Genomic DNA, 25,576 nt, shown 5'->3' on the forward strand with positions numbered 1-25,576 from the left:
GGGGACGGAAGGAATGGATCTGAGGGCATTGCAGATTTTCAAGGCGGTGGTCGACGAGGGAGGCGTGGCGCGCGCAGCCGAACGTTTGCACTGTGTGCAGTCGAATGTGTCGACGCGCATCAGGCAACTGGAGGACATGCTCGGCACGCGCCTGTTCGAACGTGCCGGCAAGCGACTGACGGTGACGCCTCGCGGTGTCGTGCTGCATGGCTATGCGATCCGCTTACTGGAGCTTGCCGATGAGGCGCGGCAGGTGATGAAGGGAAGCGACACGCTATGCACGGAGTTGCGCATCGGCGCGATTGTGACGACTGCCACGCTGCAGCTACCGCGCGCACTGACGGAATTTCACCGCGAGCACCCCGCGGTGCAGTTGCGCGTCAACGTCGCGACGTCCGACAGCATCGTGCGTGATGTCCTCGGGCGGGATCTGGACGTCGGCTTCGTCGCCGGTCAGCCTCCCCATGACGAACTCCGGCAGATCGAACTCGACGCGGAGGAACTCGTGCTGTTGACCGATCGCGACCATCCGTCGATTCGTTCTGCAAAGGATCTGGCGAATACGAAGATCATCGGCTTTCGCGAAGGATGCGCGTATCGCAGCCGGCTGCAGCGCTGGATGGCGGAAGCCGGCATGCCGCTGCCGCGCACGCTGGAGTTCGACACGTCCGAGGCAATCGTCGGCTGCGTCGCGGCGGGGCTCGGCGCGGCGATCATGCCGGTCGCGGTCGTAGGGAATCTCGGTTTCACGGACCAGATACAGTGCCACCCCCTGCCGGAAAAATACGCGTTCACCAGGACGATGATGATCTGGCGTACCGACAGCCGGCATCATGCCGATTACCACGCGCTCGCGGAAAGCTTCCTCGCCCGCCCCGTCCCGACGCCCCTCCTCGCCCTGACCGAGTCACGCGTCGACGTCTGAGACAGCCGCAACGCCCGGGAGGCTCACCCGCCCGGCGCGCGCTACGACGCCCGGAGCCCATGCCCCTTGAGGCTGCGGATGAAGGCGTCCCGCGCACTGTGCTGGGCGATGTCCTTGCGCCAGACGAAACGCACCTGATTTCTCGCGACATCCGGCACGACTGCATGGCACTTGATGACGTTCGTCAGGTCCCGCCGCTCGATCAGCGACCGCGGCATCAGCGATACGCCCATACCCGCGCCGACGCATGCGATGATGACCTCGGGCGCGCCGAATTCCAGTACGATCCGCGGCTTGAGTCCTGCGCTCTCCAGCCAGCTTTCGAAGCGCGCGCGATGCGAACCGTCCGAACGAAACGCGAGGAAGCTGCAGTTGCGGAGATCCTCGGCCGAGGTGACGACCGGATGACTGTGATCGGTGATCAGCAGCAGTTCTTCATCGAACGCCACCTCCTCGGCCAGTTCGTCGGACACTACCGGTGCAGGCACGAGCGCGATGTCGAGGCGATAGCCGATCACGCCATGCATGATCTGTTCGATCGAGCCGGTTTCGATCGCCATGTCGACCTTCGGATAGCGTTGATGGAAGTCGGCCAGCATGCGCGGCAGGCGCGCGGCGGTAGTCGCCTCGGTCGCGCCGATCCGAAGCTTGCCGACGGGCTCACCGCCGCCTCTGACGACCGAGCGCGCCTCGTCCGCCAGTTGCAACATCCGCTCCGCGTAGCCGAGCAATTGCGACCCTTCATTCGTGATGACGAGACGTCCGTTGACGCGGTAGAAGAGCTGAATGCCCAACCTCGCCTCGAGCTGCCGCAACCGCGTCGAGACATTGGATTGCACACAGTTCAGCACGGTAGCCGCGCGGGCGATTCCACCCTCGTCTGCAACGGCCTTGAATATCTTCAATGCCTGCAAATCCATTCTTGTCCCTTGCTTTTTGCTTGCCAACGACGGTTTGACTGGCAGTCGTGGATGGCTTGCCGAGCAGGCGCAAACGCACCGGACCGGCGGCGCGGGCATGCGCGCGCCGCCGTCGCGTCATCGGTTCGGAAGGCCGGCTGGCTATAGGAAAAACGAGCCGCGGACGCGGGCAGAAAGCCCGCGCCGTCGACCGCAGCACAATCGAATCGGACGGCCGCTCAGGCGCCGTCAGCCGATGCTGGTCGGTAAGGACGCTTGCGCCGCATGCCCTCGCGATGCGGCCGCCCGCATGCCGACGCAACGGCCGGCTCGGTTGAAAAGTCTCTCATCATTATTCTCGATGTCGATATGATTCATTGACGACATGATAGCGAATTGCGCAACCAATGAGTTTGTTTTTGTAAAAAATTAGAAATGTAAACGTAAGCGCCGTGACTTGCGTCATGGACATGGGAAAAAGCGTGCCTGGAAGCGTTGCGATGGCTCCGGCCCTGCCGTCGATTCGACGTTCGAGAATATCTTAATAAAGTCGTTTTTTAATATAATCACAATCACTGCTTCGATTAATGATTAATCAACGAAGAACCAGCACTCCGGCCGCGAAACGAAGCCGCCGGATCGCATCGCAGGGCGACATATCTAAGCAAATTCCTATCCGTCCGCACGCACTGCGGGCAACGTCACCGTGACGATCAGCCCTCCGCCCGCCGCATCGGCCAGCGCCACGCTGCCCTGATGCACGCGCGCGATCTCGCGCACGATCGACAACCCGAGCCCCGTCCCTTCGACCGTCTGTGTCTTGCTGCCGCGATGAAAGCGCTCGAACACCGCGTCGCGTTCGTCCGCCGGAATGCCCGGCCCGTTGTCGACGACGTCGAGCCGCGCCTGCTCGCCGTCGCGCGACACACGCACCGTGATCACCGCACGGTCGCCCGCATAACGGATCGCGTTGTCGATCAGGTTACCGACCATCTCGCCGAGCAGGTCGGACTGCCCGTGCACGTCGATGTCGGCCTCGTGCTCGAAACCGAGATCGATGTCGCGCGCGCGTGCAACCGGCGACCAGTCGAGCGTCACGCTGCGCGCGAGCCGGTGCAGCGCGACCGGCTTGTGCGCGACCGCATGGCCGCTGTCCGAATCGAGCCGCGACAGCGACAGCAGTTGCTGGACGATCTTCGCGGCCTGCCGCACCGCGCCGTTCGCGCGCCGCAGGTGCCCGTTCGCGCGCGGCTGCTCGTCGGGCCGCAGCGCGAGCTCGACGCCCGCCTGCACGGCCGCGAGCGGCGTCTTCAGTTGATGGGCCGCGTCCGCGAAGAAGCGGCGCCGCGCGACCTGCATCCGCTGCGTGCGGCCGATGTACTGGTTGATCGACTCGACGAGCGGCGCGAGTTCGCTCGGCACCGTGCCGGTATCGAGCGGCGTCGTATCGTCCTCGCTGCGCGCGGCGACCGTCGCCGACAGTCGGTTCAGCGGCCGCAGCCCGCGCCCGACGCCGAGCCACACGATCCCGAGCGCCAGCACGACGAGCAGCCCTTCCTGCAGCAGCGACCCCACCAGGATCTCGCGCGCGAGCGCCTGGCGCGCCTCGATCGTCTCGCCGACCATCACCCACACGATGCGCGACTGCGCGGTCGGCACGTCATGTACCGGAATGCGCAGCGCGGCCATCCGCAACTGTTCGCCGCGATAGACGACGTCGTAGTAGCGCGTGACGAACAGCGCGCCGTCGCCCGCGTCGCGCCCTTGCGGCAGCGGCAGGTCCGGATAGCCGGTGATCGTGTGGCCGTTGTCCTCGCGAATCAGGTAGTAGATCTTGCCGCCGTCGCTCGATTCGAGCATTTCGAGCGCGAGATACGGCAGGTCGACCTCGATCTCGCCGTCATTGAGCCGCACGCCTTCGCGGATCGACTTCAGCGACGACGACAGCGTACGGTCGAACGCGACGTGCGCGGCGCTCATCGCGCGCTGGTACGTGAGCCACGAGTCGAGCGCGAGCAGGCCGAGCAGCGGCAGCAACAGCCACAGCGCGACCTGGGTGCGCAGGTTCGGGCGGGTCACCATGCGTCCCGGCGGGCCGTCCCGCGAAAGCGATGCGTCCCCTCGCGCAGCGGCGAACAACAATAAGTGCAAGGGCGGCTCATTCCGCCGTCTCCGCCTTCGCCTCCAGCAGATAGCCGAGCCCGCGCAGCGTGACGATCGCGACACCCGTGTTCTCGAGCTTCTTGCGCAGCCGGTACACGTAGATCTCGATCGCATCGGCGTTCACCGACTCGTCGAGCCCGAAGATCTTTTCCGACAGCGTTTCCTTGTTGATCGCGCGGCCGTTGCGCAGGATCAGCACCTCGAGCACCGAGCGTTCGCGCGGCGTGAGCGACAGCGGCTCGCCCGCGAGATGGAAGCTGCGGTCGATACTGTCGTACGAAAGCGGCCCGCATTCGACCCGCGAATGTTCGTGGCCGAGGCTGCGGCGGATCAGCGCGCGGGCGCGCGCCTCCAGTTCGGTCAGTTCGAACGGCTTCGCGAGATAGTCGTCGGCGCCGAGATCGAGCCCCTTCACGCGATCCTCGACCGAGCCGTGCGCGGTCAGGATCAGCACCGGCACCGGATTGCGCCGCGCGCGCAACCGCCGCAGCACTTCCAGCCCGTCGAGCTTCGGCAGCCCGAGATCGAGGATCACCAGCGCGTAATCCTGCGTGCGCAGCACGTGGTCGGCCGCCTCCCCGTCCGCCATGTGATCGACCGCGAAGCGCGCCGCGCTCAGCGCGTCGTTCAGCGACTGGGCGAGGTTCGGATTGTCTTCGACGAGCAGCACACGCATGGGGATTCCGGGTAAGGTCAGCGACAGGCCGCTACATTACATGATCCTTTCCATCGCGACGCCTCGCGGAAACACGGGTTGCGCCGCCGGCGCGGGCGCGCGTCGGCCGGCCCGGCCGAGCGTCGCTCAGCGCTCGGCGGCGGGCCGGTTTCGCGTCGCGAAGCGCGCACCGTCACCGGTGCGCCGCCGCTCGCGCAGGCCGACCGCCACTGCCAGGAAGGCAACGCTCGCGCCGACCGTGACGACGATCATCGGTCGCGCGGTGCCGTCCGACAGCCACGCCAGCACGCCGCCGCACGCGGCCGTGATCGCCATCTGGATAAAGAAGAACAGCCCGGACGCCGTCCCCGCAATCGTCGTGTACGGCTGCATCACCGCGAACTGGCAGGCCGGGATCGCGATCCCGACGGCAATCATCACGAAGAACATCGGGACGACCAGCGCCGCCACCGCCGTCGGCGCGATCGCACCGCCGACCCACAACACGGCGGCGCTGGCCAGATTGACGCCCGCCGCCGCCGCGATGACCGAATCAGCCTTCCAGCGGGTGCCGGTTCGCGCGAACACGTTCGAGCCGATCAGGTAGCCGAACACGGTCAGGCCGAAGATCGCCGCATACATCGGGCCGGATACGCCGCGTTGCCGCTGGAACAGCGTCGACGATTCCGCGATGAACGGGTAATACGTGCAGTACGCGAAACTGATGGCGAGCGAGTAGCGCAGGAAACTGCGCTTGCGCAGCAGGCTCGCGTACGTCCGCAGGAGCCCCTTGCCCGGCGCCGGCCGCGCGTCGCGTTCGCGGGTCTCCGGCAGGTAGCGCAGCACCATCGCCGTCGCGACGAGCCCGCCCGCCGCCAGCGATCCGAACACGCCGCGCCATCCGAGCCATTCGGCCACCGCGCTGCCGGCCAGCGGCGCAATCACCGGCGACAGTGCCATCCCGGCCGAGATGCGCCCCAGCATCGTGGCCTGCATCGCGGTCGGGAAGCGCTCGCGCACGATCACCCGCCCGATCACCGTTCCGCAGCAGCCGCCCAGTGCCTGGAAGATGCGCGCGGCGACGATCGCCGTGACGCTGGTCGACCACGCACAGGCAACGCTCGCGACCACGTAGAGGCACAGGCCGCCGAGCAGGACGGGACGGCGGCCGTAACGGTCGGACAACGGCCCCGACACCAGCATCGACAGCGCATAGCCGACCATGTAGAGGGTCAGCGTGAGCTGCAACTGGGCGTCGGTGCCGTGCAGCGCGTCCGCCATCGCCGGCAGCGACGGCAGGTACGCGTCGATCGTGACCCGCGGCAGGCACACGACGAGCATCAACAGGAACAGCCAGCCCCACTGGGGTAATGAACGCGTTTTCATGCGGTGAGCCCGTCTCCGGTCGGATTGATGTGGTCGACAGCAATCTAAGGTCAAAGTGATATAAGCTGAAGGGCCATTAAATCCGCCAATAACTGGACCACTATGCCGCGTGGCAAAGCCGCGATTCCGCTTGATCTGCCGTGCCCTGCCGGGCTGTCCACGGGCAGTCCGCAGTCGAAGCAGGAGTGCATTGCCGATGCGCTGCGCGACGCGATCCTGAAGCGCCTGCTTCCCGGCGACAGCCCGCTGCCGTCCAGCCGCACGCTCGCCGCACGCTGGGGCGTCGCCCGGGGGACGGTCGAAGCGGCGTACGACCGGCTGGGCTCCGAGGGTTACATCGCCCGCACGCAAGGGTCGGGGTCGCGGGTATGTGCGGTGGTGCCGGACAGCTATCTGCGCGCGGCCGCCCAGTCGCGCGACAACGGCACGCCGCCGTCCGACGCGCACCCCGCACCCGCGCGCACGACCGACGCGGCTGCGCCGGAACAAGGCGTGCGTCCGGGCGTCCCGTTCGTCGCGCGGCTCGCCGATCCCGGCCTGCTGCCGATGCAGCAATGGAAGAAGGCGCTCGGGGCCAGCCTCCTTGCCGCGACGGCGAACGACCTCGGGGCGACGCCGGCGCAAGGCGTCGAGAGCCTGCGCGACGAAATTGCCGCTTACCTGCGGGAATACCGAGGCATCCCGTGCGACGCCGGCGACATCTTCATCACGACCGGCATCCGCCATTCGATCGATCTCGTCGCGCGCACGCTGCTCGCGCCCGGCTCGACGGTGCTGATGGAGGATCCGGGCTATGCGTCGGCGTGGCAGATTTTCACGATCGCGGGCGCGACCGTGATCGACGTGCCGGTCGATCGGGAAGGGATCGACACGGCGTCGCTGGACCGGCACCCCGATGCGCGCGCGGCCTACGTGACGCCCGCCCATCAGGCGCCGCTCGGCGTCACGATGTCGGTGTCGCGCCGGCTCGAACTGCTCGACTGGGCGCAGCGCAACCGCGCGTGGATCATCGAGGACGACTACGACGGCGAATTCAGCTACCAGACCGCCCCGCTGCCCGCGCTGAAATCGCTCGACGCATGCGATCGCGTGATCTACTGCGGTTCATTCAACAAGACGCTGTTCTCGGGGCTGCGCATCGGCTTCATGGTCGTGCCGGCGGAACTGCGGCCGGCGCTTTCGGCCGTGTGGCATGCGACCGCGCGCTCGGTCGGCGTGGCGCCGCAGCTGGCACTGGCCCGCTTCATCGCGCACGGCGATTTTGCGAAGCACCTGCGCGCCGCGCGTCACGCGTACCGCCAGCGGCGCGACATCGTGCTCGACCAGTTGGCGAAGCACGCCGGCGGGCAATACACGGTGTCCGGCGAACACGCGGGCTTTCATTTCGTGCTGTGGCTGCCGCCCGGGATGGACGACGCAACGTATGTCGCGCAAGCCCATGCGGCCGGCGTCGAACTGCAGCCGATCCGCGGATTCTGTCGAAGCGCCCGGTGCGAAGCGGGCGTCGTCGTCGGGTATTCCGCATTGACGGCCGCGCACGCGCGGCATGGCGGCCGGCTGCTCGGCAAGCTGCTCGCGCAACCCGCATAGCCGCCCCTGCCATCGTTGCCGCGCCCCGCGGCAACCTGCCTCCCTCCCTTGCCTGACCGTGCCGCGCGCCGCGAAACGCGCGGCTGCCGGCGCTGCGACCTCGGGAAATCCATGACACAAAGGACGCGATTGCTTACCCAAATGAAAGCAGGCTGAAAGTGCGCCGCAATTAACATCCGCTCCACTCGAACAACACTAGACGTTACTGGAGGAAGACATGCCGTTTGCACCGAAGCACCTCGCCGCCGCACTGGCGGTCGTTCTGGGCACTGCCGCCGGCAGCGCCGCCGCGCAGGTTCCGGCCGGGTATCCGGGGAGCTACCAGGGCGTGATCGACGCCGCGAAGAAGGAAGGCAAGCTGATCGTCTACTCGACGACCGACACGGGCCTCGTGCGCCCGCTGATCAAGGACTTCGAAAGCCTGTACGGCGTGAAGGTCGAGTACAACGACATGAACAGCACCGAGCTGTACAACCGCTACATCAGCGAGAACGCGGCGAGCAGCACCAGCGCCGACGTGCTGTGGAGCTCGGCGATGGACCTGCAGGTCAAGCTCGTCAACGACGGCCAGATGGCGTCCTACGATTCGCCCGAAAGCGCGAACGTGCCGCAATGGGCGCAGTACCAGAAGCAGGCGTACGGCACGACGTTCGAGCCGCTGGCAATCGTCTACAACAAGCGCCTGATTCCCGAGAACGAAGTGCCGACCACGCGCGCCGACCTGATCAAGCTGCTCACCACGCAGACCGACAAGTTCAAGGGCAAGGTCACGACCTACGACATCGAGAAATCGGGCGTCGGCTTCAACTACCTGACGCAGGATGCGCACGTGAACGAAAAGGTCACGTGGGAGCTCGTGAAGGCGATGGGCGCGACCGGCCCGAAGCTGCAATCGAGCACGGGCGCGATGATGGAGCGCATCTCGTCGGGCGAAAACCTGATCGGCTACAACATCATCGGTTCGTATGCGTACGCGAAGGCGAAGAAGGACAAGTCGATCGGCTACGTGTTTCCGAAGGACTACACGCAGGTCGTGAGCCGCCTTGCTACGGTGTCGAAGAAGGCGAAGAACCCGAACGCCGCGAAGCTGTGGGTCGACTACCTGCTGTCCAAGCGCGGCCAGACGCTGATCGCGAACCAGGCGAACCTGTACGCGATCCGCGCGGACGTGACCGGCGAAACGTCGGCCGCGAGCCTCACGAAGGAACTCGGCGATTCGCTGAAGCCGATCCAGATCGGCACCGGCCTGCTCGTCTATCTCGACCAGTCGAAGCGCCTCGCTTTCCTGAAGCAATGGCAGCAAGCGATCAAGCGCTGATCCGCTGACTGACCGCCGCCCGCCGAACATCGCGCGGGCGGCCCCTTTCCCTCACTGATTTCCTGGAGGCGGCCATCCGGATGGCCGCAGGGGCGAACTCATGCTTTCAACCAGCACACGCGGAACGGCGCCGGCCGTTCCGCCCACCACCGGCCAGCGCGACGCGATTCCCGCGCTGGCGGTCAACAGCCTGCAGCCGCTCGCCGGCATGCTGCGCTGGATCGTCGTCGCGGTGCTGACCATCGCGGTCGCGCTGCCGCTCGGCTTCATCCTGTTCCAGAGCCTGCTGTCCGCGCCGTTCTTCGATGCGAACAAGACGCTCGGCATCGAAGGCTTCCGCTTCATCTTCAGCGATCCCGACTTCTGGTCGGCCGTGAAGAACTCGTTCATCATCGCCGGCGGGATGCTGTTCATCTCGATCCCGCTCGGCGGCATCCTCGCGTTCCTGATGGTGCGCACCGACCTGCCCGGCCGCCGCTGGCTCGAACCGCTGCTGCTCACGCCCGTGTTCGTGTCGCCGATGGTGCTCGCGTTCGGCTACGTGGTCGCGGCCGGCCCGGTCGGCTTCTACTCGGTGTGGTTCAAGGAACTGTTCGGGGTGCAAAGCGTGCCCTGGAACGTGTACTCGATCTTCGCGATCACGGTGATCGTCGGCCTCACGCACGTGCCGCACGTGTACCTGTATTCGTCGGCCGCGTTGCGCAACCTCGGCTCGGACGTCGAGGAAGCCGCCCGCGTGACGGGCGCCCGCCCGTTCCGCGTCGCGCTCGACGTCAGCCTGCCGATGACGATGCCCGCACTGCTGTTCGCCGGCGTGCTCGTGTTCTTCCTCGGCTTCGAAGTGTTCGGGCTGCCGCTCGTGCTCGGCGATCCGGAAGGCCACCTCGTGCTCGCGACCTACCTGTACAAGCTGACCAACAAGCTCGGCGTGCCGTCGTATCACCTGATGGCCGCGGTCGCGGTGTGCATCGTCGCGATCACGTTCCCGCTCGTGCTGCTGCAGCGCCGCCTGCTGAAGACCGCGAACCGCTTCGTCACCGTGAAGGGCAAGGCGGGCCGCGCGACGGTGCTGCCGCTCGGCGTATGGCGCTGGGTCGCGCTCGCGATCGTCTCGCTGTGGCTGATGCTGACCGTGATCGTACCGATCTCGGGCATCGTGCTGCGCGCGTTCGTGACCAACTGGGGCGAAGGCGTCGCGCTCGCCGAAGTGCTGACGCTGTCGAACTTCATCGAACTGTTCGAGCAGGACAACCTGGTGCGCGCGATCATCAATACGCTCGGCATCGGCGTGATCGGCGGCGCGCTCGCGATCGGCTTCTACTCGCTCGTCGCGTTCGCCGGCCACCGCCGCCCCGACTGGGCCACCAAGCTGCTCGACTACCTCGTGCTGCTGCCGCGCGCGGTGCCCGGCCTGCTCGCCGGCCTCGCATTCCTGTGGATCTTCCTGTTCGTCCCCGGGCTGCGCGAACTGAAGAACTCGATGTGGAGCATCTGGATCGCGTACACGGTCGTGTGGCTCGCGTACGGGATGCGGCTCATCCAGAGCGCGCTGCTGCAGGTCGGCCCCGAACTCGAGGAAGCCGGCCGCAGCGTCGGCGCGACGCGCAGCCGCGTGTCGCTCGACGTGACGCTGCCGCTTGTGCGCTTCGGCCTGCTCGCCGCGTGGCTGCTGATCTTCATGATCTTCGAGCGCGAATATTCGACGGCCGTCTACCTGCTGTCCCCCGGCACCGAAGTGATCGGCGCGCTGCTCGTGTCGCTGTGGGCGACCGGCGCCGTCGACCAGGTCGCCGCGCTTTCTGTCATCAACATTGCGATGGTCGGCGCCGGTCTCGGCGTGGCCCTGCGTTTCGGAGTGAAACTTCATGGATAAGCTCATCGTCGACGACCTGCACCTCAGCTACGGCGCCAATCCGATCCTCAAGGGCGTGTCGTTCGAACTGAAGGCCGGCGAAGTCGTGTGCCTGCTCGGTGCGTCGGGCAGCGGCAAGACCACGCTGCTGCGCGCGGTGGCCGGCCTCGAACAGCCGTCCGACGGCCGCATCCAGCTCGACGACCGCGTGTTCTTCGACGGCGCGCAGCGCGTCGACCTGCCCGTCGAGCAGCGCTCGCTCGGCCTCGTGTTCCAGTCGTACGCGCTGTGGCCGCACCGCACCGTCGCCGACAACGTCGGTTACGGGCTGAAGCTGCGCCGCGTCGCGCCGGCCGAACAGAAGCGCCGCGTGCAGGCCGCGCTCGACCAGCTCGGCCTCGGCCATCTCGCGGAACGCTTTCCGCATCAACTGTCGGGCGGCCAGCAGCAGCGCGTCGCGATTGCGCGCGCGCTCGTCTACAACCCGCCGGTCATCCTGCTCGACGAACCGCTGTCGAACCTCGACGCCAAGCTGCGCGAGGAAGCGCGTGCGTGGCTGCGCGAGCTGATCGTGTCGCTCGGTCTGTCGGCCCTGTGCGTAACGCACGACCAGACCGAGGCAATGGCGATGTCCGACCGCATCCTGCTGCTGCGCAACGGCCGCATCGAGCAGGAAGGCACGCCGGCCGAGCTGTACGGCGCGCCGCGCTCGCTGTACACGGCCGAGTTCATGGGCAGCAACAACCGGATCGACGCGCGCGTCGCGGCCGTCGACGGCGAACGCGTGACGCTCGCCGGCGACGGCTGGGAACTGCAGGCCGTGGCCCGCGACACGTTCGCGCCGGGCCAGGACGCGCAGGCCGTGATCCGCCTCGAGCGCGTGCAGGTCACCGACGGCCCGGGCGCGAACCGGCTGCAGGCCGACCTCGTCACGTCGATGTATCTCGGCGACCGCTGGGAATACCTGTTCCATTGCGGCGAGATGCGCCTGCGCGCGTTCGGCCACGTGCCGCGCGCAGCGGGCAAGCACTGGATCGAATTCCCGACCAACGACTGCTGGGCGTTCGCGAAAGCGGGCTGACCCGCGCGGCGGGCGCCCCGCCCGCCACCTGCGCGCTTTCCGCCGTGTCATGACAGGCATGTCCGGCGGACGTCTTCGGGCGTCCGCCGCGGCGTGCCGCGCGCCGCATTCGCTTTACCCCGTTTCGCCTAGTTTCACCCACTCACAAGAACCAAGGAGACACCGTCAATGAAGTCACGCGCAGAACGTTCCCTTCGCGCCGCCGTCCTGACCGGCTCGGCCGCCGTCGCCGGCCTCACCGCAGGCGCCGCGCACGCACAGTCGTCGGTCACGATGTACGGGATCATGGATGCCGGCATCGAGTTCGCCAACCACGCGGCGCCGGAAGGCGGCAATTCGTACAAGCTCAAGTCCGGCAACAAGAACACGTCGCGCTGGGGCCTGCGTGGCGTCGAGGACCTCGGCGGCGGGCTGAAGGCCGTGTTCCGCCTCGAAAGCGGGATCGATCTCGCGAACGGCGCGTCCGACGACGGCCCCGACTCGATCTTCGGGCGCCGCGCAACCGTCGGCCTGAAGGGCAAGTGGGGCGAGATCTCGCTCGGCCGCAACTTCACCGTCACCTACGACTACATGCTGCCGTTCGACCCGATGGGTTATGCGCAGAACTACTCGTGGGCAACGTCGTCGATGGCAACCGGCGGCCGCAAGGACGGCATGTTCACGCGTTCGTCGAATGCGGTGCGCTACGACGGCGAATTCAGCGGCTTCAAGTTCGGCGCGATGTACGGTTTCGGCAACGTGCCCGGCAGCGTGAAGACCAGCTCGAAGTACGATGCGGCGATCGGCTACGAGGGCGGCCCGTTCGCCGCGGTGGTCGCGTTCGACCGGCAGAACGGCGCAGCCGACAGCGTGACGCCGGCCGATCCGGTCAACTACATCCAGGGGATTCATGCGGGCCTGAGCTACGACTTCGGCAACCTGAAGACGATGGCCGGCTACCGCAACTACAAGCGCACGTATCACACGAGCGCCGCGAACCAGTTGAGCGACATGTATTGGGTCGGCGGCTCGTACCAGTTCACGCCGACGTTCTCGTTGATTGGTGCCGTGTATCACCAGAACATCAAGGGCGGCACGGATGCCGATCCGACGCTCGTATCGATGCGCGCGCAATACGCGCTGTCGAAACGCACGGTGCTGTACGCGGCTGGTGCATTCGCGATCGGGCAGCATGGGCAGAAGGTCGGCGTATCGCGCGATGTCAACGGCTACGGCACCACGCAGGTCGGCGTGACGGCCGGGATTCAGCAGCGGTTCTGAGCCTGACGGCGGGTGGCGGCGCGCGCGTTGCGCGCCGCGTTACCGGCTCGCGGCTCGCGGCTCGCGGCTGGCCACCCTGCCCTGGGTGGTTGCACGAAGCGGTTCGCCGGACCAATCGGTATCCTGACGAGATCGCGTGCGCAAACGGTGCCAGCCGCGCGTGCGGCCAGGCGGCGCACCGCCCCATCGTCATCCGCTTTCGCGCATCGTGAACACCGGTCGCACCAGGCTGCTCGTGTCGCTCCAATGCACGCCGACGTCCGCCAGCGGCACGGCCCGCGTCTCGATCGTCAGGCTCGCCGGCCCGGCCGCGTCGAACACACCGCGCACCAAAGCCAGCAGGCGCGGCAGCGACACACTGCCGAGGCCGCTGCCCATCAGTTCGATGGCCGTCGCCCGCAGCACCGCACCCGGCAACAGCACGTCCGCGCCGCCGATCGAGCCGATCTGCACGAAACGCAGCCGGCGGCCGTCGGGGGTCACCTTCGCCGCAGCAACCAGCAGCGCCTGTGCGCTGCTTCCCCACAGATAGTCGAGCACGACGTCCACGCCCGCGCGGAAATGCGGCTCGAGCGCCCGCGCCAGATGTGCGTCGTCCTGTTGCAGCGACACGACGGCATCCGCGCCCGCGCCGAGCAATGCCTGCAGCGCGGCCGCGTTGCGGCCGGTCGCGATCACCTTCGCGGCGCCGAGATGCTTCGCGATCCGCACCGCCAGACGCCCCGACGTACCGGTCGCGCCGTTCACGAGCACTGTCTCGCCCGCGACGAGCCGCGCACGCTCGGTCAACGCGGCCCACGATGACATCCCGGGAATCGCGATCGCCGCGGCCGTCACGTCGTCGAGCGTGTCGGGCAACGGCACGCACCGCGTATCGGGTGCGATCGTGCGCTCGGCCATCGCGCCGAACGGTGCGGGCGAGCCGAAGAAATAGACGCGTTGCCCGTCGTCGAGACGGCCCACGCCGTCGACGCCGACGACGAACGGATAACGCCCGTCCGACGAGTAATGCGTGCCGGACGCACGCGCCTGCGCGATCCGACTCAGCGCGGACGCCGTCACGTCGATCAGGCGGTGGCCCGGCATCGCACGCGGCGCTTCGAATTCCATATGGACGGGACGCTCGCCGGCGCCCGTCACGACTGCTGCTTTCATGGTGACTCCTTGAATCGGGATTCTCGATCGACGGTTCCGGTGCGCGTCAGCGTGCGTCGAGCCACGCGCGCAGCGCGGGATCGCGTACGTCCAGCACGTCGAACAGGCCGAGCGCGCGCAACGCGGGCAATGCGTCGATCGTGTCGGCTTCCGCGCGCGCCCGGTCGGCGGGCGCGGCGTTCGGGTCGGTCAGCACCCGCGCGTTGACCAGGAACGCGCCGACGGTGCCCTTGCGGATCGTCGTTCCGTCGACCTCGATCCGGTCGGCTTGGTCGGGAAGCATCTGTTCGGCTCGCATCGTGTCGTACTCCGGTTGTTATCGATGGATGCAGTTTAGGCGTGCGAATCCGGCCGATCTCCGGTATAACGGCCATTCGATACCGATTTCCGGCCATGTCCGATCCACTTCTTCCCGCCCGATTCGTCACGTCCGACGACGGCCCGTTCGTCGTCGCTGCCGTCCTGTCGCAACGCGACCCGCGCGTGACGCCCTCCCACTCGCATGCGCGCGGCCAGCTCGTCGGCGCGCTGAGCGGGCTGCTGACGATCGGTCTCGACGACCAGGACTGGGTCGTGCCAGCCATTCACGCGATCTGGATTCCACCGCATTGCCGGCATTCGCTGCGCTCGTTCGGACCGATTTCCGGCTGGTCGGCATTTGTCGCCGAAGCGCGCTGTGCGGATCTGCCGGATACCCCGCGGGCGATCCGAACGACGCCGCTGCTGCGCGAAGCCGTGCAGCGCGCGGCAAGTTGGGGGGATTCGGAACTGGATGCCGCGCGGACGCGGATCGCCGACGTGATCCTCGATGAAATCGCATCGTCGGAGGTCGAAGCGCTGGGGCTGGTGCGGCCGCAGGATCCGAGGTTGATGAAGATCACCGATGCGCTTGCCGCGGATCTCGCGGACAACCGGCGGCTGGAGGAATGGGCCGAATGGGCCGGCATCAGTGCGCGGACGATGAGCCGTCGATTCGTCGCGGAGACGGGGCTGACGTTCGCGCAGTGGCGTCAGCAGGCACGGTTGCTGCGGGCGCTGGAGCGCATCGCCGACGGCGTGCCGGTGACGACGATCGCGCTCGATCTCGGGTACGACAATGTGAGCGCGTTCATCGACATGTTCCGGCGTGCGCTGGGGACGACGCCGGGGAGGTATATGGAGGATGGGCGGGAGCCGTTAAGCGCGGCATAGCGAGTAATTCGCGTATCGCATCGAACCAACTTATCGCGCAACAGCAGTCCAATGGATTTTCCGATAGGCTTTAAGCGCCTCGCAAGGCTGAATCATGCCCTGGCGTTGCAGGTTATCGAGATACCTGCATTGGGCATCACCCGATCCATCAGACATGAAGTCCGCTCGAGCTGCTCGGCGAGCAAATCGGAACGATTGCGCAGCAAGCGCACTCGTCGAGAATGTGTACGCTTTAGCGTCTAATCACACACGAAAATCACGAAGCGGCTTCACGGGCCCGGGACCTCTTCTTTGCCAGATCACCGACATCTACGGCAACATCGCCGTGAATCGATCGAAATGTGTAGGCGGAAGCTTAATCTCGCCATCCCTATCAACAGCAGTATCGAATATCAAGGATTCCGTAGTCCACACCAAGCGGACGGCATCCGGATACTCGTAAGTCCGCTCGGCAAGCAATTGCATGTCGGATGTCCGATAGAGTCGCAAAAGGATCCGATCTCTGCCTAGGTACGCGTATTGCGCCGTGTAACGGCCCCCGTCGTTTCTCGATCGCTCGGTATCAAACTGTGTTGCATGGGCACGTATGCGTGCATCCTGATAGTAAGAACCGGCCCAGCACAGAAAAGCGACAAATGCCAGAGCGAAACCTAGCGTCTTCATTCCCGACTTCATTCGTGTGACACGCCCCTCTTTATGCGATATTCCATACAAAACAACCATTATAAGACATGCAATTACTGCAAACACCACAATTTCCGCGAGCACAACAATCCCCGCTCCTTGCATAGCAGTCGCCAACCCGTTCATTCAAAATACACCGTTATTGGCTTAGCCAGCATGATTGGCTTATAGTCGGAAAAAATTATGAAATCTCCACCTCGACCGCACTTAGCTTGCCACTCTCGGAACGAGCGATTTCGAACCGGATAGTATGTTTTCCCGGGTTCATAGAGGTTTGAGGCCGTGCCGCCTGTCACTATGGGAAAATCAAACCAAGGCTGATCCGCAAGATTCGCCGCCGCGTAAATCGGCACGATTATCACGCCGCCTTTCCCCCAATGACCTAGATACTGCGACCGCGAATCCGCAGGCCCCTCAAAGGAATAACCATCTCTCACGTATACGACAATATGCGTAACCGTCGCGCTCTTATTTTCAGCATCGAAAGTAGCGCGAGCCACTGCCGCATATAGATTGAATGCCCCCAACGCACCAGTTAGATCGTCGGGAACGCCTCCTTCCGGAAACCGCCGAACAGCCTGCAATGCTTTCTGTTCAAATGAACTCTCTACCGCCGCTCGCTGGAACTGAAATTGCTTGTGTAGTTTTCGGATATCGTTACCGCTTATTTCCCAGGGCGATACATCCCCGCGACTACTATAGCGACCAAGAATATCCTTAAGGATTTCATATGCGCGCGGGCTATATATGGCGTCATTTATGAGATTATCGTATTGCTTTTTTGCACGCGTATGCCTAAGAACCCAATCTAGTTTTATGGTGGTTCGATCGACCATCGACTCAGGGTAGAGATCGCCATTCTGGTTGATCTCGTTCTGCTGGTCCTTTGGTGTGATCGAATAGTTAAGCTCTCCAGAAAACCATCGCTCCATCAGCTTCGCCGAAACTGGCATATGCTCCTTGCGCATGGCGTCTGGGATTTGCTGAATATCGAAAGGCGGCACTTCCTTTTCCTTCTCCACCGGTTTCGGTCGCTTGGGCGGATCAGGCGTGTCCAACCATTTCTTGAAGCGTGAAAATGCGCCCGCAATTCTTTCGATGTCGTCCACCATCTTATCGAGCGAATCCCGCTTGTCGGCCCGCGCGATGGGCGTAGATGGCTTTTCTGGTGACGCCTTTACTGGGGGAGCCATTGCCATTGATAAACCGACATCGCACACCGGGATGCCCGCATCGTCCCCCTCACATAGCTTCCACGTCCAAACTAGCTTGTTGATCTTGAAGTATGGAATCCTATTGTTATAGCGCGTCATGCTTTCACTCGGATTGTAGAGTCGTCGACCTTACAATGCCGCACGAAACCCAACAATGCCGCGCACCACCACTAATCAACAGTGCCGCATCGAGCGAGTCGCAACAAACTTGTAGAAGCACTTGTCGCGCGTGCCTGTCACGGGCCAGATAGTCGAACGAAATCCTTCCCGACCATTGTAGACAACTGCAAACGGCGAACTCGTCATTCGTCGAGCGTCCGCAACGCCTGAGCCCACCTTGCGTCGGCACTCGCCTGACCGCGCTCTGCCTTGTAATGCATCAAATCGGAAAAGCGTATGCGCCGATGCTTGACTATGGCAACGCATCCGGTTCAAGCAGCGTGACCAGGTGGGGACGAGAAGCATTGAGAAATTTTGCCGCTTCCTAGGTTGTCAATTCGGTATGAATGGGTACGCCTTGACCGCGTTACGGTCGGCCAACTCCGCGAGGATATTCACCAGCAGACTCAAAGCAGGCGTGGGAAGCTCAACCGGATGCGTGCGATTCTGTCGTCGAAGATTTGAATGGGCTGCAAATCACTTCGCGTTGCGAGATAAGGCGCCGGCATGCGCGGCCTTTCGTCAGTCGCCTGCATCCCGCGCTCGACGGGCAAGATCCCACTTGGCTCAATACGTCCCATCCCCCTTCTTCACGGCCGCTTCGCCCTTCCCCTTGAACTGCGCAGCCAACCGCTCCGCACTCCTCGCCAGCAGCGTCGTATCGACCCCAACCGCAACGAACAAAGTCCCCGCTTCCAGATAGCGCCGCGCGGCCGCCTCATCCGCGCTGAGAATGCCTGGCGCCTTGCCGGCCGCCTTGATCGTCCGGATCGCGCCGTCGATTGCCGCCTGCACATCCGGATGCCCCGGATTGCCGAGATGTCCAAGGTCCGCAGCCAGATCCGCCGGCCCGATGAACACGCCGTCGACGCCTTCGACCCGCGCAATCGCATCGATCGCATCGAGCCCCGCCCGCGTCTCGACCTGCACGAGCACGGCCATCTCGTCGTTCGCGCGATGCAGGTAATCGCCCACGCGATTCCACCGCGACGCACGCGCCAGCGCACTGCCGACACCGCGAATCCCGTGCGGCGGATAACGCGTCGCCGCCACCGCCGCGCGCGCTTCATCCGCGCTCTGCACCATCGGCACGAGCAACGTCTGCGCGCCAAGGTCGAGCACCTGCTTGACGATCACCGGATCGTTCCACGGCACGCGCACGACCGGATGCGACGGATACGGCGCGATCGCCTGCAGTTGCGCGAGGATCGTCGGCACCGTGTTCGGCGCATGCTCGCCGTCGATCAGCAGCCAGTCGAAACCGGCGCCTGCGACGACTTCGGCGCTGTACGGATTCGCGAGCCCGAGCCACAGCCCGATCTGCGCGTCGCCACGTACAAGCGCGGCCTTGAAGACATTCGAAGGAATCTGCATCGCTCGCTCACCTCATTCGAAGTAGCACTGGATCGTCCCGAGCGGACCGTAGTCGACGCTGAACGTGTCGCCCGGCCGCGCCGCGCACGGCCGTGTGAACGAACCGCCGAGCACGATCTGCCCCGGCTCCAGCGCGACGTCGAAGCGCGCCAGCCGGTTCGCGAGCCACGCGACGCCGTTCGCCGGATGGTTCAGCACGCCGGCCGCGACGCCCGTTTCCTCGACCACGCCGTTGCGCGACATGATCGCCGCGACCCAGCGCAGGTCGACGTCCTGCGGCTTCACGGGCCGCCCGCCGATCACGACGCCCGCGTTCGCGGCATTGTCGGCGATCGTGTCGAACACCTTGCGCGGTCGTTTCGTATCAGGATCGATCGACTGGCTGCGCGCGTCGATGATCTCGAGCGCCGGCACCACATAGTCGACCGCGTCGTACACGTCGAAGATCGTGCAGTCCGGGCCCGTCAGCCGCTTGCCGAGCACGAACGCGAGCTCGACCTCGACGCGCGGCACGATGAAGCGGCCGGTGGGAATCGTGCCGCCGTCGGCGAAGAACATGTCGTCGAGCAGCGCGCCGTAGTCCGGCTCGTCGATCTGCGACGTGTTCTGCATCGCCTTCGACGTGAGGCCGATCTTGTGGCCCTTCAGCGTGCGGCCTTCCGCGAGCTTGAGGGCCACCCACGTGCGCTGGATCGCATACGCGTCGTCGATCGTGATGTCGGGATGGTCGAGCGAGATCTGGCGGATCTGCTTGCGCTCGCGCTCGGCGTCGTGCAGACGCTGCGCAAGCTGGTCGATGATGGCGGGTTCGAGCATGGTCGGATCGGGAATGGGGTTCAACCGGCCCGCTTGTAGCGGGCGTGAATGTTGTTGTGCTTGTACGAGCCGCTTTCGCTGAACTCGGTCAATTCCATCGACAGCGCGAGGTAGCGTTTCGCGTACAGCTCCGCGAAGTGCGCCTTGATCGCATCGAATAGCGCGTCGCACGCAGCCTTCTTCGTCTCGTCGCTGCGGCCCGAGCCGATCTTCAGCGTCACGTGGACGAACGCATCGTCCTCCGTGCCGTCGGCCACGCAGTAGTCCTGCAGTTCGATCGCGCGCGAGCGGATGCCGCCCGTCGGGAACACGCTGCCCTGCGCGATCAGCGTGGCGTTGATCGTGCGCAGCAGCGCGGGAATGCGCGCGTCGTCGCGGATGTTCGCGGTGTATTCGACGACGATATGGGGCATGGTTAGTCTCCTGTCGAATGCGTGGCGCAGCGGTCAGGACACCGGAAAGATCGCGTTGATCTGTCCGGTGCCCGAACTCGCGAAATAGTCGGTGACGATCTCGACGGGCTTGTCGTAGCGATCCCACCCGAGCAAGCCGAGCAGCATCGCCGTGTCGTGCATCCCGCCTTCGCCGTGGCAATGCGTGTTGTACTCGGGCAGCATCGCGCAGAAGGTCTTGAAATCGCCCTGCTTCCACAGCTCGACCACGCGCAGGTCGACCTGCCGGAAGAATTCTCGGCTGATCTCGTGGATCGATTCCTCGGGGCTGCCGTTGTCGTTGAAGCGGTGCGACAGCGAACCGCTCGCGAGAAACGCGACGTTCGAATCGCTCTTCTCGATCGCTTCGAGCAGCGCCTCGCCGAAGCGCCGGCTTTCGTCGAGCTGATGCCACATACACCAGCCGGCGATCGACACGACCTTGAAGTGCTGGTCGGCGTTCATGTAGCGCATCGGCACGAGCGTGCCGTATTCGAGTTCGAGGCTGTCGATCTCGTGCGCGCGCGTCGCGATCCCGCGCTCGGTGGCCGTCTCGGCGATCAGCCTGCCAAGCGCCGGGTTGCCCGGATACGCGTACTGCATGTCGCGGATGAAATGCGGCAGCTCGTTGCTCGTGTACGTGCCGCCGAACTGCGCATTGCAGTTCACGTGATAGCCGGCGTTGACGAGCCAGTGCACGTCCGACACGACGATCGTGTCGACGCCGAGCGCGCGGCAGCGCTCGCCGATCAGTTGATGGCCGCGGATCGCCGCCTCGCGGCAGCCGTGATGCCTGCCGGGCATTTCCGACAGGTACATCGACGGCACGTGCGTGATTTTTGCGGCGAGGGACAGTTTGCCCATCGTTCAAGTCTCCGTATGGTTCTTTCGTGCTGCCAGACGACCCGCGCCCGTTACACGCCCCAGCGCGGAATGTGATGCGAACCCATCGAGATGCACACGTTCTTGATCTCCGCGAACACCTCGAAACTGTACTCGCCGCCCTCGCGTCCGGTGCCCGATTCCTTCACGCCGCCGAACGGCTGGCGCAGGTCGCGCACGTTCTGGCTGTTCACGAACACCATCCCGGCCTCGATGCCGCGCGCGAGGCGATGCACCTTGCCGACGTCCTGCGTCCAGATGTACGAAGCAAGACCGTACGCGGTGTCGTTCGCGAGCCGCAGCCCTTCGTCTTCGTCCTCGAACGGAATGATGCAGGCGACCGGACCGAAGATCTCTTCCTGCGCGACGCGCATCCGGTTGTCGACGTCGGCCAGCACGGTCGGCCGCACGAAGTTGCCGTTGCGCAGATGGTCGGGCAGGCCCGCCGGCTTGTCCGCGCCACCGGCAACCACGCGCGCGCCTTCCTGCTCGCCGATGCGGATATAGCCCGTCACCTTCTCCCAGTGCTGGCGCGTGATCATCGCGCCGAGATTCGTGGCCGGATCGGACGGATCGCCGACCACCAGGTTGTTCGCACGGCGCGCGAATTCCTGCACGAAGCGGTCGTAGATCGTGCGCTGCACGAAGATCCGCGAGCCGGCCGTGCAGCGTTCGCCGTTGATCGAGAAGATCGTGAACAGCGACGCATCGAGCGCGCGGTCGAAATCGGCGTCGTCGAAGATCAGCACCGGCGACTTGCCGCCGAGTTCCATCGAATACTTCTTGAGACCGGCACGCTCCATGATCCGCTTGCCGGTGACGGTGCCGCCGGTGAACGACACCGCACGCACGTCCGGATGGCGCACGAGCGCATCGCCGGCCGTCGCGCCATAGCCCTGCACGACGTTGAGCACGCCCGGCGGAATGCCGGCTTCGAGCGCGAGGCGGCCGAGCTGGTCGGCCGTCAGCGGCGACAGCTCCGACATCTTCAGCACGGCCGTGTTGCCGAGCGCGAGGCACGGCGCCGTCTTCCACGTCGCGGTCATGAACGGCACGTTCCACGGCGACACCAGCGCGCACACGCCGACCGGCTGGTACAGCGTGTAGTTCAACATCTGGTCGTCGACCGGATAGGTGCGGCCGTTCATCTGCACGCACACTTCCGCGAAGAAGTTGAAGTTCTCGGACGCGCGCGGAATCAGCTGCTTGCTCGTCTGCGCGATCGGCAGGCCGGTGTCCTGCGTCTCCAGCGCCGCGAGCATCGGCACGTTCTTCTCGATCAGCTCGCCGAGCTTGCGCATCAGCTTCGCGCGCTCCTTGGCGGGGGTGTTCGCCCATTTCGGGAAGGCTTCCTTCGCGGCGCGCACCGCCGCGTCGACTTCGGCCTCGCCGCCCGATGCGACGTCGGTGATGACATCGCCCGTCGCGGGATTCAGCGTCGTGAACGTCTCGCGGCTCTCGACTTCGCGGCCGTCGATCCAGTGCTTGATGGTCATGCTCTCTCCTTGGGCGACGGGCTCAGCCGGCGCGATAGTAGTCTGCTTCGCCGACGATCGTGTTCACGAGCCGGCCAATCCCTTCGATCTCGGTCACGACCTCGTCGCCCGGCTTGGTATCCGCCAGCCCCTCGGGCGTGCCGGTCAGGATCAGGTCGCCCGGCGAGAGCGTCATGAAGCCGCTGATGTGCTCGATCAACGCCGGCACGTCGAAGATCATGTCGCGCGTGCTGCCGCGCTGCGTCTCCTGGCCGTTCACCGTCGTGCGCAGCGTCAGGTCGCCCGCATCGCCGATCTCGTCGCGGCTGACGAACCACGGCCCGAGCGGCGTGCAGGTGTCGCGGTTCTTCACGCGCAGGTTCGGGCGGTAGTAGTTCTCCAGATAGTCGCGGATCGCGTAGTCGTTCGCGACCGTATAGCCGGCCACGTAGTCGAGCGCCTGCGCGCGGCTCACGTTGCGCGCGGGCCGGCCAATCACGACGGCCAGCTCGCACTCGTAGTGCATGTGAGTGGCATCCGCCGGGCGCACGGTGCGCGACCGGTGGCCGATGAACGTGTTCGGCCCCTTCAGGAAAATCAGCGGCTCGCCCGGCGCCTTGAACGCGAGCTCCTTCGCGTGGTCGGCGTAGTTGAGGCCGAGCGCGAACGTCGTGCGCGGCGCGACCGGCGGCAGCCATTCGACCACCTCTTCGGCGACGACTCTCCCCGTATCGAGGCGGATTGCGCCGTCGCCGGCCGGTTCGGCGGCATGCAGTGCGCCGTTGTAGATCACGCGCGCCGTCTTCATCGTGCTTCCTCCGCAATCAGCGTGTGCCGCAACGTGCCGATACCGGCGGCGGCGATCTCGATCGTGCTGCCCGCGCGGGCGCGCGGTGCGCCGCCCGCGACGCCGAGCAGCAGTACGTCGCCCGCATCGAACGACATGAAGGCCGTCACGTCGGCGATCAGTTCGCGCACGGAGCGAATCAGCGTGGCCGTCGACGTGGATACGGCCACCTCGCCGTCGATCCGCACGGTCAGGCCGATCGTGTCGACATCGCCAAGCGCGGCTGCCGGCACGATGGCCGGGCCCAGCGGGCAGAAACCGTCGCGGCACTTGAAGCGCACCGCGGGACGGTAGTAATCGGGATGCGGCACCGACACGTCACTCGCCAGCGTGAAGCCGTGAAGGTAGTCGAGCGCCTGCTCGGCCGGCACGCGCGTCGCGCGCCGGGCGAACACGACGGCCACCGACGCGCCGATCTCCAGCGCGTCGACGCCGGCCGGCACGACGACGGCCGCGCCGTCGGCCGCATGCGTGTTGGCGGGCTTGATGTACAGGATCGGTGCCTTCGGCGGGCGGCCGTAAGGCGGTGCGTTCACGGCATCGCCAAGCGCGTCGAGTGCCGCGCGCTCGTTGAGCAGCGCACCGTAGACGGTACCGATGGCGACCGGCAACGGCGGCGCCGCGGCGGTCGTGCAAGACAGCTCCATGCGTCATTCCCCTGCCGCGCGTCGCGGCGCATCGTCAATAGTTAATATCTTAAGTAAACAATCGGGCGCTGGCAACCTCGATTACCCTGATATGCGAAATTCACTACCCGCGGCTGTTAAGATTGATGCGTCCCCGTCCACTGCTCATCCCGATGAACCGTACGCTCGACCATCGCAACCTGGCCATGCTGCTGCTCGAGGCCCGCGAAACGCTGATGGGCCTGTTTCGCCCCATTCTCAAGGAATTCGCGCTGACCGAACAGCAATGGCGGATCATCCGCGTGCTCGACGGCGAACCGGCGCATGCGCTCGAAGCGGGACAGATCGCGCGGCGCTGCTGCATCCTGAGCCCGAGCCTCACGGGCGTGCTGGAACGGATGGAGCGCGACGGCCTGATCACGCGCACACGCGCGCAGGAAGATCAGCGCCGGCTGCTGGTCAGCCTGACGCCGCAAAGCAGGAAACTGGTCACGGAAATCGGTCCGCGGATCGACGAGCAGTACCGGCAGCTCGAGTCGCGGTTCGGCCAGGACGGCCTCGAAGACATCTATCGCGCGCTCGACCGGCTCATCGAGCTCGGCGGCAACACGTGATGACAGCCCCCGCTCCCGCCAGACGCGGGAACAGGGGCCGGTGCAGCGCGGGCGATCAGTGCAGCGCGCCGCGCATCAGCTCGGTCACGGCCACGCCACGTGACGTGCGCATGCATTCTTCGACGTAATCGATGAACGGCAACGGCTCGAAATCGATTTCATCGCGCACGCGGCGGTTGTCGAACACGCGATCGACCGTCGCGAATTCCCCGCAGCGCTGCAGCGCCCGGCCGATCACGCGTTCGAGTGCCGGATCGTTCCGCCCGAGCACATCGCGCACCACGAGCGGCAACTCGGCCGGCGCGCACGCCGCGTAGCGCGGCGCGCCCGTCATCCCCGCCGCCTCGTCCATCGCGCGCACGATCTGCGCGACCTGCGGCGCCTCGTCGCCGGCCGACACGTGATACAGGTCGTGCGCAAGCGTCGGCTTGACGGCCAGCAGCATCGTCGCGCGCGCCACGTCGTCCACCGACACGATGTCGATGCGCGTCATCGGCCGCGCGGTGAAGCGGCGCGCGGCATGCGCGAGCCGGAACATCCAGAACGAATTCGGCGCGGGGCGCGTACCAAGCACCGTGTGGCCGACCACATGCGACGGCCGCACTACGACGAGCGGCAGCCCGAGCGCGCGCAGGCGCTGCTCGGTTTCCGCCTTCGCGTGCAGGTAGTCCGCCGCGAGCACCGCACCCGGCAGGCCTTCTTCGTCGCGCGCGATGTCGTTCGCCGCGTCGCCCGCCACCTCTTCCTGCACGATCCCGCCGCGGCCCGCATGCGCGTAGGCCGTGCCGACATACACGAAGCGCTGCAGGCGCGGCGCCCGTGCGAAGCGTTCAGCGAAGCGCACCGCATCGGCGATGTCGGCCCGCAGGTGCGCGCCATCGGCCGGCGACGCATGGCCTGCGCAATGAATCACGTGCGTCGCGGCGGCGAGGCGCGGCGCGTCGGCGCCCTGCCACACGTCGCCGAGCGCACCGACGAT

The 25,576-nt window shown here is 65.7% G+C and carries 23 protein-coding genes and 1 pseudogene; 8 read left to right on the forward strand and 16 right to left on the reverse strand.

The window, feature by feature from the left end; genetic code table 11:
- The first annotated feature begins 28 nt into the window (after window positions 1-28).
- The gene (locus tag G3O06_RS27250; protein ID WP_241020267.1) at window positions 29-925 is read left to right on the forward strand and encodes a LysR family transcriptional regulator; all 897 of its coding nucleotides are present in this window, start codon (window positions 29-31) and stop codon (window positions 923-925) included.
- Window positions 926-966: 41 nt separating this feature from the next.
- Here the strand turns inward: G3O06_RS27250 and G3O06_RS27255 are convergent, their stop codons facing one another.
- The 4 genes from G3O06_RS27255 to G3O06_RS27270 form a co-directional block, all read right to left on the reverse strand.
- A complete protein-coding gene (locus G3O06_RS27255) occupies window positions 967-1,845 on the reverse strand; it encodes a LysR substrate-binding domain-containing protein (protein ID WP_174917228.1) in 879 nt (292 codons plus the stop codon).
- Between the two features lie 651 nt (window positions 1,846-2,496).
- Window positions 2,497-3,903, reverse strand: a complete 1,407-nt coding sequence (locus tag G3O06_RS27260) for a sensor histidine kinase (protein ID WP_205818106.1) — start codon at window positions 3,901-3,903, stop codon at window positions 2,497-2,499.
- Between the two features lie 79 nt (window positions 3,904-3,982).
- A complete protein-coding gene (locus tag G3O06_RS27265) occupies window positions 3,983-4,663 on the reverse strand; it encodes a response regulator (RefSeq protein WP_069251438.1) in 681 nt (226 codons plus the stop codon).
- 126 nt (window positions 4,664-4,789) lie between these two features.
- Window positions 4,790-6,028, reverse strand: coding sequence for a multidrug effflux MFS transporter (locus G3O06_RS27270; RefSeq protein ID WP_205818091.1), 1,239 nt, complete (start codon window positions 6,026-6,028; stop codon window positions 4,790-4,792).
- A gap of 102 nt (window positions 6,029-6,130) precedes the next feature.
- On the opposite strand from G3O06_RS27270, the gene G3O06_RS27275 reads away from it, so the two are divergent.
- The 5 genes from G3O06_RS27275 (at window position 6,131) to G3O06_RS27295 (ending at window position 13,129) form a co-directional block, all read left to right on the forward strand.
- On the forward strand, window positions 6,131-7,618 hold the full coding sequence (locus tag G3O06_RS27275; protein WP_205818092.1) for a PLP-dependent aminotransferase family protein: 1,488 nt from the start codon (window positions 6,131-6,133) through the stop codon (window positions 7,616-7,618).
- A gap of 217 nt (window positions 7,619-7,835) precedes the next feature.
- Window positions 7,836-8,936 (forward strand): ABC transporter substrate-binding protein, encoded by a 1,101-nt coding sequence (locus G3O06_RS27280; RefSeq protein ID WP_174996453.1) that lies wholly within the window; start codon window positions 7,836-7,838, stop codon window positions 8,934-8,936.
- Between the two features lie 100 nt (window positions 8,937-9,036).
- Complete coding sequence (locus G3O06_RS27285; protein ID WP_205818093.1) at window positions 9,037-10,809, forward strand: iron ABC transporter permease; 1,773 nt, start codon at window positions 9,037-9,039, stop codon at window positions 10,807-10,809.
- Window positions 10,802-11,869: an ABC transporter ATP-binding protein gene (locus tag G3O06_RS27290; protein WP_205818094.1), complete on the forward strand. Its 1,068-nt coding sequence runs from the start codon at window positions 10,802-10,804 to the stop codon at window positions 11,867-11,869. The genes G3O06_RS27285 and G3O06_RS27290 overlap by 8 nt, the downstream gene beginning before the upstream one ends.
- Before the next feature lie 168 nt (window positions 11,870-12,037).
- Window positions 12,038-13,129, forward strand: coding sequence for a porin (locus tag G3O06_RS27295; protein WP_205818095.1), 1,092 nt, complete (start codon window positions 12,038-12,040; stop codon window positions 13,127-13,129).
- A gap of 189 nt (window positions 13,130-13,318) precedes the next feature.
- On the opposite strand, the gene G3O06_RS27300 is transcribed toward G3O06_RS27295, so the two are convergent.
- Entirely contained in the window at window positions 13,319-14,284 is a 966-nt protein-coding gene (locus G3O06_RS27300) for a zinc-binding alcohol dehydrogenase family protein (protein ID WP_205818096.1), read from the reverse strand.
- A 46-nt stretch (window positions 14,285-14,330) separates the two neighbouring features.
- The gene (locus G3O06_RS27305; protein ID WP_174972220.1) at window positions 14,331-14,582 is read right to left on the reverse strand and encodes a hypothetical protein; all 252 of its coding nucleotides are present in this window, start codon (window positions 14,580-14,582) and stop codon (window positions 14,331-14,333) included.
- A 95-nt stretch (window positions 14,583-14,677) separates the two neighbouring features.
- Here G3O06_RS27305 and G3O06_RS27310 point away from each other — a divergent pair, with 95 nt between their 5' ends.
- Window positions 14,678-15,475: a helix-turn-helix transcriptional regulator gene (locus tag G3O06_RS27310; RefSeq protein WP_205818097.1), complete on the forward strand. Its 798-nt coding sequence runs from the start codon at window positions 14,678-14,680 to the stop codon at window positions 15,473-15,475.
- Between the two features lie 806 nt (window positions 15,476-16,281).
- Here G3O06_RS27310 and G3O06_RS27315 read toward each other — a convergent pair.
- The 9 genes and pseudogenes from G3O06_RS27315 to G3O06_RS27350 all read right to left on the reverse strand — a co-directional run bounded on the left by G3O06_RS27315 (window position 16,282) and on the right by G3O06_RS27350 (window position 24,004).
- Window positions 16,282-17,472 (reverse strand): DUF6402 family protein, encoded by a 1,191-nt coding sequence (locus G3O06_RS27315; RefSeq protein WP_205818098.1) that lies wholly within the window; start codon window positions 17,470-17,472, stop codon window positions 16,282-16,284.
- 203 nt (window positions 17,473-17,675) lie between these two features.
- Window positions 17,676-18,068 (reverse strand): annotated as a pseudogene (locus G3O06_RS49240) (helix-turn-helix domain-containing protein).
- A 31-nt stretch (window positions 18,069-18,099) separates the two neighbouring features.
- Window positions 18,100-18,906: a 4-hydroxy-2-oxoheptanedioate aldolase gene (hpaI, locus tag G3O06_RS27320; RefSeq protein ID WP_205818099.1), complete on the reverse strand. Its 807-nt coding sequence runs from the start codon at window positions 18,904-18,906 to the stop codon at window positions 18,100-18,102.
- 12 nt (window positions 18,907-18,918) lie between these two features.
- Window positions 18,919-19,722: a 2-oxo-hept-4-ene-1,7-dioate hydratase gene (gene hpaH, locus G3O06_RS27325; RefSeq protein ID WP_089427639.1), complete on the reverse strand. Its 804-nt coding sequence runs from the start codon at window positions 19,720-19,722 to the stop codon at window positions 18,919-18,921.
- Between the two features lie 20 nt (window positions 19,723-19,742).
- On the reverse strand, window positions 19,743-20,135 hold the full coding sequence (locus tag G3O06_RS27330; RefSeq protein WP_205818100.1) for a 5-carboxymethyl-2-hydroxymuconate Delta-isomerase: 393 nt from the start codon (window positions 20,133-20,135) through the stop codon (window positions 19,743-19,745).
- Between the two features lie 33 nt (window positions 20,136-20,168).
- Window positions 20,169-21,017 carry a 3,4-dihydroxyphenylacetate 2,3-dioxygenase gene (hpaD, locus tag G3O06_RS27335; protein ID WP_205818101.1) on the reverse strand — a complete coding sequence of 283 codons (849 nt, stop codon included), beginning with the start codon at window positions 21,015-21,017 and terminating at the stop codon, window positions 20,169-20,171.
- Window positions 21,018-21,067: 50 nt separating this feature from the next.
- Complete coding sequence (hpaE, locus tag G3O06_RS27340; RefSeq protein WP_174948728.1) at window positions 21,068-22,531, reverse strand: 5-carboxymethyl-2-hydroxymuconate semialdehyde dehydrogenase; 1,464 nt, start codon at window positions 22,529-22,531, stop codon at window positions 21,068-21,070.
- A gap of 22 nt (window positions 22,532-22,553) precedes the next feature.
- On the reverse strand, window positions 22,554-23,318 hold the full coding sequence (locus tag G3O06_RS27345) for a fumarylacetoacetate hydrolase family protein (protein WP_205818102.1): 765 nt from the start codon (window positions 23,316-23,318) through the stop codon (window positions 22,554-22,556).
- Entirely contained in the window at window positions 23,315-24,004 is a 690-nt protein-coding gene (locus G3O06_RS27350) for a fumarylacetoacetate hydrolase family protein (RefSeq protein WP_205818103.1), read from the reverse strand. Before G3O06_RS27350 ends, G3O06_RS27345 begins: the two co-directional genes overlap by 4 nt.
- 152 nt (window positions 24,005-24,156) lie before the next feature.
- Here G3O06_RS27350 and hpaR point away from each other — a divergent pair, with 152 nt between their 5' ends.
- The gene (hpaR, locus tag G3O06_RS27355) at window positions 24,157-24,597 is read left to right on the forward strand and encodes a homoprotocatechuate degradation operon regulator HpaR (protein WP_048245409.1); all 441 of its coding nucleotides are present in this window, start codon (window positions 24,157-24,159) and stop codon (window positions 24,595-24,597) included.
- A gap of 55 nt (window positions 24,598-24,652) precedes the next feature.
- Here hpaR and G3O06_RS27360 read toward each other — a convergent pair.
- Window positions 24,653-25,576: SDR family oxidoreductase (locus G3O06_RS27360; RefSeq protein ID WP_205818104.1), on the reverse strand; the 924-nt coding region annotated here is incomplete at its 5' end.

Origin of the sequence: Burkholderia sp. Ac-20345 (assembly GCF_017104825.1) — a bacterium.
GTDB lineage: Bacteria > Pseudomonadota > Gammaproteobacteria > Burkholderiales > Burkholderiaceae > Burkholderia > Burkholderia lata_B.